The 12526-nt window shown below is 67.9% G+C and carries 9 protein-coding genes and 2 tRNA genes; 3 read left to right on the forward strand and 8 right to left on the reverse strand.

Translation table 11 applies throughout. The features are described from left to right. Positions 1 to 5 precede the first annotated feature (5 nt). Positions 6 to 1496: a bifunctional tetrahydrofolate synthase/dihydrofolate synthase gene (gene folC / locus ABTX78_RS12290; RefSeq protein WP_352206722.1), complete on the reverse strand. Its 1491-nt coding sequence runs from the start codon at positions 1494 to 1496 to the stop codon at positions 6 to 8. Positions 1497 to 1582: 86 nt separating this feature from the next. Further along, complete coding sequence (locus tag ABTX78_RS12295) at positions 1583 to 4207, reverse strand: valine--tRNA ligase (protein ID WP_352206723.1); 2625 nt, start codon at positions 4205 to 4207, stop codon at positions 1583 to 1585. A gap of 136 nt (positions 4208 to 4343) precedes the next feature. Between ABTX78_RS12295 and ABTX78_RS12300 the strand changes: the two genes are divergently transcribed. Continuing rightward, positions 4344 to 5303, forward strand: coding sequence for a hypothetical protein (locus tag ABTX78_RS12300; protein ID WP_352206724.1), 960 nt, complete (start codon positions 4344 to 4346; stop codon positions 5301 to 5303). Positions 5304 to 5504: 201 nt separating this feature from the next. On the opposite strand, the gene clpX is transcribed toward ABTX78_RS12300, so the two are convergent. From clpX to ABTX78_RS12325, 5 genes are all read right to left on the reverse strand, one after another. After that, positions 5505 to 6788, reverse strand: coding sequence for an ATP-dependent Clp protease ATP-binding subunit ClpX (gene clpX / locus ABTX78_RS12305; RefSeq protein ID WP_313946325.1), 1284 nt, complete (start codon positions 6786 to 6788; stop codon positions 5505 to 5507). Between the two features lie 145 nt (positions 6789 to 6933). After that, positions 6934 to 7617: an ATP-dependent Clp protease proteolytic subunit gene (locus tag ABTX78_RS12310; RefSeq protein ID WP_352206725.1), complete on the reverse strand. Its 684-nt coding sequence runs from the start codon at positions 7615 to 7617 to the stop codon at positions 6934 to 6936. A 55-nt stretch (positions 7618 to 7672) separates the two neighbouring features. Further along, positions 7673 to 8278, reverse strand: a complete 606-nt coding sequence (locus ABTX78_RS12315; protein WP_352206849.1) for an ATP-dependent Clp protease proteolytic subunit — start codon at positions 8276 to 8278, stop codon at positions 7673 to 7675. A 240-nt stretch (positions 8279 to 8518) separates the two neighbouring features. After that, positions 8519 to 9913 (reverse strand): trigger factor, encoded by a 1395-nt coding sequence (gene tig, locus ABTX78_RS12320; RefSeq protein ID WP_352206726.1) that lies wholly within the window; start codon positions 9911 to 9913, stop codon positions 8519 to 8521. A gap of 180 nt (positions 9914 to 10093) precedes the next feature. Then, positions 10094 to 10170 (reverse strand) — tRNA-Pro (locus tag ABTX78_RS12325). Between the two features lie 142 nt (positions 10171 to 10312). Here ABTX78_RS12325 and ABTX78_RS12330 point away from each other — a divergent pair. Then, a tRNA-Gly gene (locus ABTX78_RS12330) sits at positions 10313 to 10383 on the forward strand. 366 nt (positions 10384 to 10749) lie between these two features. On the opposite strand, the gene ABTX78_RS12335 is transcribed toward ABTX78_RS12330, so the two are convergent. Continuing rightward, positions 10750 to 10944, reverse strand: coding sequence for a hypothetical protein (locus ABTX78_RS12335; RefSeq protein ID WP_313946321.1), 195 nt, complete (start codon positions 10942 to 10944; stop codon positions 10750 to 10752). A gap of 421 nt (positions 10945 to 11365) precedes the next feature. Between ABTX78_RS12335 and ABTX78_RS12340 the strand changes: the two genes are divergently transcribed. Next, positions 11366 to 12520, forward strand: a complete 1155-nt coding sequence (locus tag ABTX78_RS12340; RefSeq protein ID WP_352206727.1) for an acyltransferase family protein — start codon at positions 11366 to 11368, stop codon at positions 12518 to 12520. Positions 12521 to 12526 lie beyond the last annotated feature (6 nt).

The raw sequence follows: 12526 nt of genomic DNA on the forward strand, positions 1-12526 counted from the left end.
CAGGGTCAGCCCCTCTTCAGCAGCAGTCGGGCTTCACCGACCGTGATCACCGAGCCGGTCACCAGCACACCCGCGCCCGCGTATTCGGCTTCTTCCTCGGCGAGCGTGATCGCCGCCTCCAGCGCCTCGTCCAGCCGTGGCTCGACCACCACCCGGTCGTCGCCGAAGATCTCCACGGCCACCCCCGCCAGGGTGTCGACGTCCATCGCCCGATGACTGCTGTTCTGGGTGACGACGACCTCGGCGAAGATCGGCTCGAACGCCTCCAGCAGTCCGCGCACATCCTTCTCGCCGCTCGCGCCGACCACACCGATGAGCCGGGAGAACCCGAAGGCCTCGGTGACCGCTTCGGCGCTCGCGCGCGCTCCGGCCGGGTTGTGCGCGGCGTCCAGCACGACGGTCGGGCTGCGGCGCACGACCTCCAGCCGACCGGGCGAGGACACGGCGGCGAACGCCTTGCGGACGGTGTCCGCGTCCAGCGCACCCGCCTGCTCGGCGCCGACGCCGAAGAACGCCTCGACCGCCGCCAGCGCCACCGCCGCGTTGCGCGCCTGGTGGGCCCCGTACAGCGGGAGGAAGATCTCGTCGTACTCGCCGCCGAGGCCGCGCAGCGTCAGCTGCTGACCGCCGACCGCGACCTCCCGGGACACGAGACCGAACTCCATGCCTTCGCGGGCCACCGTGGCGTCGACCTCCACGGCCTTCTTCAGCATCACCTGCGCGGCGTCCACGGGCTGCTGCGCCAGGATGACGGTCGCGCCCTCCTTGATGACGCCGGCCTTCTCGGACGCGATCTCCCCGGGGGTGGAGCCGAGCCGGTCGGTGTGGTCCAGGTCGATGGGGGTGATCACGGCGACCGTGGCGTCGATGACGTTCGTCGCGTCCCAGCTGCCGCCCATGCCGACCTCGACGACCGCCACGTCCACGGGCGCGTCGGCGAAGGCGGCGTACGCCATACCGGTGAGCACCTCGAAGAACGAGAGCCGGAACTCCTGCGACTGGTCGACCATCTCGATGTACGGCTTGACGTCCTCGTACGTCTCGATGAAGCGCTCGGCCTCGATCGGGGCACCGTCGAGGCTGATCCGCTCGGTGATCGACTGCACGTGCGGCGAGGTGTACCGGCCGGTGCGCAGCTCGAAGGCGGAGAGCAGGGCCTCGATCATGCGGGCGGTGGAGGTCTTGCCGTTCGTTCCGGTGATGTGGATCGAGGGATACGCCCGCTGGGGCTCCCCCAGCACATCCATCAGCGCGGCGATCCGGGTGACGGACGGCTCCAGCTTGGTCTCGCCCCAGCGGCCGGCCAGCTCCTGCTCCACCGCGCGGAGCGCCTTGTCCACCTCCGGATCCGCGGGCCGGGCGGGTGCGGCGTCACCCTGGGGCACGCCGGCCTGCGCGCGCAGGGTACGGCTGCCGGCCTCGATCACCGCCAGGTCGGGGTCACGGTCGGTCTCGGCGTCGACGATCTCGTCGAAAGGGTCGGGCTGCTCACTCACAGGGCCAGTCTACGGAGCCGCCGGCCCGAGACGGCGCTCCGCCCCGGACCCCCGTGTTCTCGGGGTCCGGGGCGGAGCCGTGGACGTCAGGCCTGCGGCAGGCGGTCGAGCTGTTCGGTGATCCGCTCGATGTCCTCCTCGGCCTTGGCGAGCCGGGTACGGATCTTGTCCACCACGTTGTCCGGGGCCTTGGCCAGGAACGCCTCGTTGCCGAGCTTGCCGTGCGCCTGGGCCTTCTCCTTCTCGGCCGCCGCGAGGTCCTTCGCGAGCCGCTTGCGCTCGGCGGCGACGTCGATGGTGCCGGACAGGTCGAGGGCGACCGTGGCTCCCGCGACCGGGAGGGTCGCGGTCGCGCTGAAGGCCTCGCCCTCGGGCTGGAGCCGCAGCAGCTGCCGGATCGCGGCCTCGTGCGGCGCGAGCGCGGTGCCGCTGAGGGTGAGCCGGGCGGGCACCTTCTGACCGGGCTGGAGGCCCTGGTCGGAACGGAAGCGGCGGACTTCGGTGACGACGCGCTGGAGGTTCTCGATCTCCCGCTCGGCGGCGTCGTCGCGGAAGCCGCTGTCGGCCGGCCAGTCGGCGATGACGATCGACTCACTGCCGGTCAGCGTGGTCCACAGCGTCTCGGTGACGAACGGAACCACGGGGTGCAGCAGCCGCAGCATGACGTCGAGGACCTCGCCGAGGACCCGGCCGGATGCCTTGGCCGCCTCGCCACCGCCGAAGAAGACGGTCTTGGACAGCTCGACGTACCAGTCGAAGACCTCGTCCCAGGCGAAGTGGTAGAGGGCGTCCGACAGCTTCGAGAACTGGTAGTCCTCGTAGTACGCGTCGACCTCGGCCACGGTCTTGTTGAGGCGCGACAGGATCCACCGGTCGGTCGCCGACAGCTGCTCGACCGGCGGCAGTTCGCCCTCGATCGTCGCACCGTTCATCAACGCGAAACGGGTGGCGTTCCAGATCTTGTTGGCGAAGTTCCGCGACGCCTGGACCCAGTCCTCGCCGATCGGGACGTCGACGCCCGGGTTGGCGCCGCGGGCCAGGGTGAAGCGGACGGCGTCGGAGCCGTAACTGTCCATCCAGTCAAGCGGGTTGACGGCATTGCCGAACGACTTCGACATCTTCTTGCCGAACTGGTCGCGGACCATGCCGTGCAGGGCGATGGTGTGGAACGGCGGTGTGCCGTCCATCGCGTACAGGCCGAACATCATCATCCGGGCGACCCAGAAGAAGAGGATGTCGTAGCCCGTGACCAGGACGGAGTTCGGGTAGAACTTCGCCAGGCTGTCGGTCTGCTCGGGCCAGCCGAGCGTCGAGAAGGGCCACAGACCCGAGGAGAACCAGGTGTCCAGGACGTCGGTGTCCTGCGTCCAGCCGTCGCCACTCGGCGGCTGCTCGTCGGGGCCGACGCAGACGACCTCGCCGTTCGGGCCGTACCAGACCGGAATGCGGTGGCCCCACCACAACTGGCGTGAGATGCACCAGTCGTGGAGGTTGTCGACCCAGTCGAAGTAGCGCTTCTCCATCTCCTGCGGGTGGATCTTGACGCGGCCGTCACGGACCGCGTCACCGGCGGCCTTGGCGAGCGGGCCGACCTTGACCCACCACTGCATCGAAAGCCGCGGCTCGATGGTGGTCTTGCAGCGCGAGCAGTGGCCGACGGAGTGGGTGTAGGGACGCTTCTCGGCGACGATCCGGCCGTCCGCGCGCAGGGCGGCGACGATGGCGCTGCGCGCCTCCAGCCGGTCCAGACCCTGGAAGGGGCCGTGGGCGGTGATGATGGCGTGCTCGTCCATGACGGCGAGGTTCGGCAGCCCGTGGCGCTGACCGATCTCGAAGTCGTTCGGGTCGTGGGCGGGCGTCACCTTGACGGCGCCGGTGCCGAACTCGGGATCGACGTGCTCGTCGGCGACGACCGGGATACGGCGGCCGGTGAGGGGCAGCACGATCTCGGTGCCGACGAGGTGCTTGTAGCGCTCGTCGTCGGGGTGAACGGCGACACCGGTGTCACCGAGCATCGTCTCGGCGCGGGTGGTGGCGACGACGATCGACGCCTCGCCCTCTCCGTAGCGGATGGAGACGAGTTCACCCTCGTCGTCCTGGTACTCCACCTCGATGTCCGAGATGGCGGTGAGGCAGCGCGGGCACCAGTTGATGATGCGCTCAGCGCGGTAGATCAGCTCGTCGTCGTAGAGCCGCTTGAAGATGGTCTGGACGGCCTGGGACAGGCCCTCGTCCATGGTGAAGCGCTCCCGCGACCACGCGACACCGTCTCCGAGGCGCCTCATCTGCCCGGAGATCTGACCGCCGGACTCCGCCTTCCACTGCCAGACGCGCTCGACGAACTCCTCGCGGCCCAGGTCGTGACGGGACTTGCCCTCCTTGGCGAGTTCGCGTTCGACGACGTTCTGGGTCGCGATGCCGGCGTGGTCCATGCCGGGCTGCCACAGCGTCTCGAACCCCTGCATCCGCTTACGGCGGGTGAGGGCGTCGATCAGGGTGTGCTCGAAGGCATGGCCCAGGTGCAGGCTTCCGGTGACGTTCGGCGGCGGGATGACGACGGTGAACGGCGGCTTGTCGCTCTTCGCGTCGGCCTCGAAGTAACCGCGCTCCACCCAGCGCTCGTACAGCTTCCCCTCTACCTCGGCCGGCGCGTACTGGGTCGGCAGTTCGGTGATGGGCGCTGGGTTCTGCTGCTGAGAGTTCTCGGTCACGCGCCCAGTTTAGAGGTGTCACAGGCCCGTACTGAAACGGGAATCTTCGGTAACGGTGTGGGCCCCGCTGCCCCACGATGCGGGCGCTTGGGCCAGGATGTTCGGAACACATAAGTATCTGGAGGGGAACCCAGTAATGAGCTACAACCAGCCGGGCCCGTACGGCGGCCAGCCTCAGCAGCCCGGACCGTACGGTCAGCCGGGTCCCTACGGCCAGCAGCCGCCGCAGGCCCCGCAGCCCGGCTACGGGTACCCGCAGCAGCAGCCGCCGCAGCCCGGATACGGCTACCCGCAGCAGACCCCGCCGCAGGGCGTCCCCCAGCAGCAGGGCCAGTGGGGCCAGCCGCAGCAGCCGGGCCCGTACGGCCAGCAGCCCTACGGCGGCGGCCAGGTCCCGCCCCCGCCGGGTGCCCCGAAGAAGAAGACGGGCCTGATCGTGGCCGCGTCGGTGGTGGCGCTCGCGGTGATCGCGGGTGGGGCGTACTTCTTCCTGGGTGGCGGCGGCAGCAGCGACGTCGCGGACGACGGCGCGCACAAGCTGACGACACCGGCCACGGTCCTTGGCGAGTACAAGAAGGCCGACAACGGCGGCGGCTCGAGCGACGACGACTTCCTCAAGGACGCGGAGAAGAACGGCGTCAAGAACGCCAAGCAGGTCGAGGCCGCTTACCAGGTCAAGGACCCCAACAACCCGCTGGCGGGGAAGCTGTTGCAGTTCGGCGGCGTCTACGGCGAGATCGACGACCCGGAGAAGGTCGTCGACGGTGTGTTCGCCAGCATCGAGGCAGAGTCCAAGAAGGAGAAGGACTCGGACACCGAGCTGGTCGGCGAGCCGAAGGCCTACACCCCTGCGGAGGCCGAGGGCGCTGTGCTGAAGTGCCAGGCCATCAAGTCGACGCCGCCGCAGGACTCCGATGCTCCCGCAGCCGGGCCCAAGGAGCTGACGATGGTTGTGTGCGTCTGGGGCGACCACAGCACGCTCGGTTTCGCGATGCCGATGAACATGGCCGACGTTCTGGCCGGCAAGAGCCTGCCGGCCGAGGAAGCGGCAAGCGTCACCGCGAAGCTCCGCAAGGAAGTGCGCGTCAAGCTGTAACCGGGCGCCCGGTTCCGGGGCCCTCCACAGGGCCCCGGAACCAGCCCAACACGACGGTGGGCCCGGCCAGTTCCGGCCGGGCCCTCCGTGTGATACGCGCAGAGCGTGGCCCGCAACCGTCGAGCCGGGCTCACGCGCAGCACGCCGAAGGGGCGCCCGGCCAGTCGCTGGCCGGGCGCCCCTTCGGCGTATGTACAGGTGTTACGCCGACTTCTCGTGGCGCCCCTCGTTCTTCACTACCCGCGGCACCAGCGTCGGGTTCACGTTGTTGTGGACCACGTCCTCCGTGATGACGACCCGGGCCACGTCCTTGCGGGACGGGACCTCGTACATCACCGACATCAGGACCTCTTCCATGATGGCCCGCAGACCACGCGCGCCCGTGCCGCGCAGGATCGCCTGGTCCGCGATCGCCTCCAGGGCCGGGCGGTCGAAGTCCAGCTCCACGCCATCGAGTTCGAACAGCCGCTGGTACTGCTTCACCAGCGCGTTCCGCGGCTCGACCAGAATCTGGAGCAGCGCCTCGCGGTCCAGGTTGTGGACCGAGGTCAGTACGGGGAGGCGGCCGATGAACTCCGGGATCATCCCGAACTTCACCAGGTCCTCCGGCATGACCTCCTGGAACTGGTCGCTCGCCTCGATCTCGCGCTTCGAGCGGATCGTCGCGCCGAAGCCGATGCCCTTCGCTCCCGCGCGCGACTCGATGATCTTCTCCAGGCCGGCGAACGCGCCGCCCACGATGAAGAGCACGTTCGTCGTGTCGATCTGGATGAACTCCTGGTGCGGGTGCTTGCGGCCGCCCTGGGGCGGGACCGAGGCCGTCGTGCCCTCCAGGATCTTCAGCAGCGCCTGCTGGACGCCCTCACCGGACACGTCCCGCGTGATCGACGGGTTTTCGCTCTTACGGGCGACCTTGTCGATCTCGTCGATGTAGATGATCCCGGTCTCGGCCTTCTTGACGTCGTAGTCGGCCGCCTGGATCAGCTTCAGCAGGATGTTCTCGACGTCCTCGCCGACATATCCCGCCTCCGTCAGCGCCGTCGCGTCGGCGATGGCGAACGGGACGTTCAGCATGCGGGCGAGCGTCTGGGCCAGCAGCGTCTTGCCGGAGCCCGTGGGACCCAGCAGGAGGATGTTGGACTTCGCGAGCTCGATCGCGTCGTCCCGGCCCGCGCCTCCGCCGTTCTCGCCGGCCTGGACGCGCTTGTAGTGGTTGTACACCGCCACCGAGAGGGCCTTCTTGGCGGGCTCCTGCCCGACGACGTACCCCTCGAGGAACTCGTAGATCTCACGAGGTTTGGGAAGTTCTTCCCAGCGGACCTCGCTCGTCTCGGCGAGTTCCTCCTCGATGATCTCGTTGCAGAGGTCGATGCACTCGTCGCAGATGTACACACCGGGCCCTGCGATGAGCTTCTTCACCTGCTTCTGGCTCTTTCCGCAGAACGAGCACTTGAGCAGGTCGCCGCCATCACCGATGCGTGCCACGAGGTGCTTCCCCTTCGCCTGGGAGCAGCTTGGTTCAGCCGGCTCCTGGTGCCTCATATCCGACGGTACCTTGCCGGGCCCCTCGTTCGGGCCCCCCTTGGCGCGGTTCACATTGTCGTGCACCGCGCCAAAGGCTCCGCACCGGTCAGGCGGCCGCTGCGGCCGTGCTCTTGCGGGTGGAGACGATCTGGTCGACAAGACCGTACGCGAGGGCGTCCTCGGCGGTCAGGATCTTGTCGCGCTCGATGTCGTCGCGGACCTTGTCGATCGGCGTGGTGGAGTGCTTGGCCAGCATCTCCTCCAGCTGCACACGCATGCGCAGGATCTCGTTGGCCGCGATCTCCAGGTCGGAGAGCTGCTCCCGGCCGGTCTGCGAGGACGGCTGGTGGATCAGCACACGGGCGTGCGGCAGGGCCATCCGCTTGCCGGGGGTGCCGGCGGCGAGCAGCACGGCCGCGGCGGAGGCCGCCTGGCCCATGCACACGGTCTGGATGTCCGGCTTCACGAACTGCATCGTGTCGTAGATGGCCGTCAGGGCCGTGAACGAGCCGCCGGGGCTGTTGATGTAGATCGAGATGTCGCGGTCCGGGTCCATGGACTCCAGGCACAGCAGCTGCGCCATGACGTCATTGGCCGATGCGTCGTCGATCTGGACGCCGAGGAAGATCACGCGCTCCTCGAACAGCTTCGCGTACGGGTCGTACTCACGCACACCCTGCGACGTGCGCTCGACGAAGCGCGGGACGACGTAGCGGTTGTCCACCTGCGGGCCGGTGTAGAGGCCGCTGGCGGAGGCGCCGGGGTAGTTGCTCATATGGGTGTTCACCATCCTGGTGGCGTACTGCGGGCTTGGGTGGCTGGGGGCGGGTCGTCCGGCTGCGGGCTCAGGCGCCGGTGCCGCCGCCGCCCGGAACGCCCGATGCGGCGGAGATGATCTCGTCGATGAGGCCGTAGTCCTTGGCCTCCTCGGCCGTGAACCAACGGTCGCGGTCGCCGTCGCGGATGATCGCCTCGACGGTCTGGCCGGAGTGGTGGGCGGTGATCTCCGCCATGCGCTGCTTCGTGCGGAGCAGGTACTCGGCTTGGATCTTGATGTCGGAGGCGGTGCCGCCGAGTCCGGCCGAACCCTGGTGCATGAGGATGTCGGTATTGGGAAGCGCGAAGCGCTTGCCGGCCGCGCCGCCGGTCAGCAGGAACTGGCCCATCGAGGCCGCCATTCCCATACCGATGGTCACCACGTCGTTCGGGATGTACTGCATGGTGTCGTAGACCGCCATGCCGGCTGTCACCGAACCGCCGGGGCTGTTGATGTAGAGGTAGATGTCCTTGTCCGGGTCAGCGGCAAGGAGCAGCATCTGCGCCGTGATCTTGTTGGCGATGTCGTCGTCGACCTGCTGGCCGAGGAAGATGATGCGCTCGCCGAGCAGCCGGTTGTAGACATGGTCGCCGAGGCCACCACCGATAGACGGCTCACCGGCGGCGTTAGGCATCAGATTCGTCACGTATCCACCTGCTCGTCTCTGACGGCTGCCTGCCGTCTCAGCGTCTTCGTAACCAAGGGCGGGTACTCCCCTGCCCTCGTACTCATGGACCCTAACGCGCTGGTCGGCGGGACCCATCCCGGTTCCCGAACTGTTCGCTGGGAGCGCAAGGTGGTTGGGGTACGTGCGTACGACGACGGGCCCCGGGCGCAGTGCGTCCGGGGCCCGCCACAGGGCTCACAGTGTGGCTCAGGCCTCGGTCTTCTTGTCCTCGGCCCGGTCCTCGGCCGCGTCGCCCTCGGCGGCGGCCTCGACCGTCTCAGCGGTCTCGTCCTCGTCGTCCAGGTCGACCGTCTCACCGTTGGTGTCGACGACCTTGGCGGCCTCGACCACGACGGCGAGCGCCTTGCCGCGGGCGACCTCACCGACGAGCATCGGCACCTGGCCGCCTTCGACGACGGCCTGGGCGAACTGGTCGGGGCTCATGCCGGAGGAGGCCGCACGCCGCATGAGGTGCTCGGTGAGCTCCTCCTGGTTGACGTTCAGCTTCTCCTTGTTGACCAGCTCGTCGAGGATGAACTGGGTCTTGATGCCCTTGACCGCCTGCTCCTTGGTCTCGGCGTCGAACTCTTCCTCGGTCTTGCCCTGGATCTCCAGGTACTTGCCGAGGTCGATGCCCATCTGACCGAGCTGGTGGTGCTCGAGGTTGTGCTTGCGGGTGTTGATCTCGTCCTCGAGGAGCTTCTCGGGGATCGGCACCTCGGCCAGCTTCAGCAGCTCGTCAAGGACGCGCTCCTGGGCCTGGGTGGCCTGGTCGTACTGCTTCATGTTCTCGAGACGCTTGCGGCTGTCGGCCTTCAGCTCGTCGAGGGTGTCGAACTCGCTGGCCATCTGCGCGAAGTCGTCGTCGAGCTCGGGGAGCTCGCGGGCGGAGACGGCGGTCACCTTGACGGTGACCTCGGCGTCCTTGCCCTCGGCGGAGCCGCCCTTGAGCTGCGAGGTGAAGGTGGCCTCGCCGCCGGCCTCCAGGCCCGTGACGGCCTCGTCGATGCCTTCGAGCAGCTCGCCGGAGCCGACGGTGTACGAGACACCGCTCGCGACGCCGTCCTCGAGGACCTCTCCGTCGACCTTGGCCTCCAGGTCGATCGTCAGGACGTCACCCTCGGCGGCGGCACGCTCGACCGGCGAGGTGGAGGCGAAGCGCTCACGGAGCTGCTCCACCGACTTCTCGACGTCCTCGTCGCTGACCTCGACGGCGTCGACGGTGACCTCGATGCCGGAGTAGTCCGGGATCTCGATGGCGGGGCGGATGTCGACCTCGGCGGTGAAGTTCAGCGTCTCGCCGTCCTTCAGCTCAGTGATGTCGACCTCGGGCTGGCCGAGGACGTTGATCTCCGCCTCGTTGACCGCCTCGGTGTAGAACTTCGGGAGGGCGTCGTTGACGGCCTCCTCCAGCACAGCACCACGGCCGAACCGCTGGTCGATCACCCGGGCCGGGATCTTGCCCTTTCGGAAGCCCTTGACCGTGACCTGCTGGTTGATCTTCTTGTACGCCGCGTCGAGGCTGTCCTTGAGCTCCTCGAAGGGCACCTCGACAGTGAGCCGAACCCGAGTCGGGTTCAGGGTCTCCACGGCGCTCTTCACGGTTCGGTCTCCTTGATGGCTGATTCTGGGATTCTGCTGCTCCGCCGCACAGGAGGCGGCTCAGCTGATCGACCCGGGTCTTTTTGTCCCACTCGGTCCAGACACACGGGCACGCAGCTTGCATAGTAGCCGCAAGCAGGATGGGCCCCACAATGCGATCTTGCAGAGGCCCGGTGATGGTGGTCGGGGTGGCCGGATTCGAACCGACGACCTTCCGCTCCCAAAGCGGACGCGCTACCAAGCTGCGCCACACCCCGTCGGTGCGACACGTAGGGTACATGCCCGCAGGCAGTGGGGGCCGCCGCATTCTCCGGCGCGGAATCGGGTGTGCGGCACCGGCCTCGGACCCGCTACGATGCTGTCCGTACCGCGGCCCACGTGACCTGCGGTGCGATGTGTGCGGGCGTAGCTCAATGGTAGAGCCCTAGTCTTCCAAACTAGCTACGCGGGTTCGATTCCCGTCGCCCGCTCTCGATGACTCAGGGCCAGGCCGGAGGTTCGTTCCCCCGCCTGGCCCTGAGGCGTTTCCGGGCCCGCTGAGCGCTCCGGGCGTCAGGAGGCGGTGGTCAGGACCATCCGGAACCGGGCGGCGTTGGACATCATCTTCTGGTACGCCTCGTCCGCCGCGCTCGTCCCCGCCGTGCTGGCACCGCCCGTACGAGTCCGGGGCCCGGCTGCGGGGCTTCACGCTCGGCGATCCCCCGACGGGCCGCCAGGGGAGGCGACCCGTGCAACCCGCACCGTCGTAGCGATCACTCCCGTACGACGAATCCCCCGGAGCCAGCACACCGCCTCCGGCGCGATCAGGCGCGACGGAGCAGCGCATCACTGCCAGGTCAGAAGTTGATCTGGTTGATGGTGTCCGCTATCGAGTTGAGAAATCTGTTGATCGACGGCGCCATGCCCGTCGATGCCAGGAAGAAGCCGAACAGCACGGCGACTATCGCCGGTCCGGCCTTGATCGAGCCGCCGCGGATCAGCACCACCAGGATGATCGCCAACAGAAGCACCACAGACAGCGAAATGGCCACAACTGATCACACCCTCGGTCGGTCCGCCTTGCCGGCCCGGGGGCACACGACCCAGCACACCCCCGCCATGAACATCGTGCCACCAACGGGGCGATGCATGCCGCCTCCTGACGAATCATCGACGGCGGGATCACGCCATCCGCACGCGCGCACGGATGCCGCACGCGTGACCGGTCGTCCGGGGGAGTGAAATGCGGGACGTAATTCGACCCGATCGTTTCGATGTGTACACACACTCGTCACGGCAATTTCGAAGTTAAACGGTGAGGTAATTCACTCTCTCGTCCAGGCGTGCCGATATGCCCTGTTTAAGCGGTATCAATCGGGGCATAGCGTCCGGTTGGCGGTGGTTTCAGATTCGAATAGGAGAAGCGCGGAGGGCGTTTTACCAAATCCGTTCCACGCGGCTAAGGTGCCTCGAATGTTCCACGCTCCGCTTGGATATCGCAGGGCCCCGCTCCCCCAGGTCCGGGACACGGAGCCCGCTCCTACCCCATCGAAGGCGGCCACTTCCGCCCCCTCCGCGCCCGCCGAGCAGTCTGCCCCGAAGTCCAGCAGGCGAGACGCGTACTTCGACAACGCCAAATATCTGGCCATCGTGCTGGTGGCGCTCGGGCACTTCTGGGAACCGGTGATGGACGGCAGCCGGGCCACCCGGTCGCTGTACATGCTCGTCTACACGTTCCACATGCCCGCCTTCATCATCATCTCCGGCTACTTCTCGCGGAGTTTCACCGGCCGGCCCGACCAGCTCAAGCGATTGCTGACCGGCATCGTCGTGCCGTACGTCGTCTTCGAGGTGGCGTACTCCCTGTTCAGGCGCTGGGCCGAGGACGCCCCCGACCAGCCGATCAGCCTGCTCGATCCCTTCTATCTGACCTGGTTCCTGGCCGCCCTGTTCATCTGGCGGCTGACGACCCCGCTGTGGAAGGTGATCCGCCGGCCGCTGCCCGTGGCACTGGTGGTGGCCTCGCTCGCCGCGCTGACGCCGGGCATCGGGGCGGACCTCAACCTCCAGCGTGTACTGCAGTTCCTGCCGTACTTCGTGCTCGGCCTGACGCTGAAGCCCGAGCACTTCGAGATGGTGCGCAGGCGGGAGGTGCGACTGATGTCGATTCCGCTGTTCGCCGGCGCCGCCGCCTTCGCCTACTGGGCCTCGCCCCGGATGAACTTCACCTGGCTCTACCGCTCCAACAGCGCGCAGGAACTGGGCGTTCCGTGGTGGTCCGGGGTCGTGATGACCCTCGCCTTCTTCGGGTGCGCGGTGCTCCTCACGGTCGGATTCCTGGCGTGGGTGCCGAGCCGCAGGACCTGGTTCACGGTGCTCGGGGGCGGCACGATCTGCGGCTATCTGCTGCACGGGCTGCTGATCAGGGGTGCCGACTACGGGCACGTCTTCGAGAACCACCCGTGGCTGAGCGACCCCGGCGGCGAGATCCTGCTCACGGTGATCGCGTTCGTCGTGGTGACGCTGCTGTGCACGCCGCCGGTGCGGCGGGCCATGAAGTGGGCGACCGAGCCGGACATGGCGTGGGCGTTCCGGCGGGACACGACTCAGGTCGGCCGCAAGAGCTGAGCGGAG

Origin of the sequence: Streptomyces sp. NPDC096193 (genome assembly GCF_040302905.1) — a bacterium.
Taxonomy (GTDB): Bacteria; Actinomycetota; Actinomycetes; order Streptomycetales; family Streptomycetaceae; genus Streptomyces.

Coding starts and splice junctions, on each gene's coding strand:
- ABTX78_RS12315 (WP_352206849.1), bottom strand. CDS start 8,278: ATGCCTAACGCCGCCGGTGAGCCGTCTATCGGTGGTGGCCTCGGCGAC.
- ABTX78_RS12300 (WP_352206724.1), top strand. CDS start 4,344: ATGAGCTACAACCAGCCGGGCCCGTACGGCGGCCAGCCTCAGCAGCCC.
- ABTX78_RS12310 (WP_352206725.1), bottom strand. CDS start 7,617: ATGGTGAACACCCATATGAGCAACTACCCCGGCGCCTCCGCCAGCGGC.
- ABTX78_RS12340 (WP_352206727.1), top strand. CDS start 11,366: ATGTTCCACGCTCCGCTTGGATATCGCAGGGCCCCGCTCCCCCAGGTC.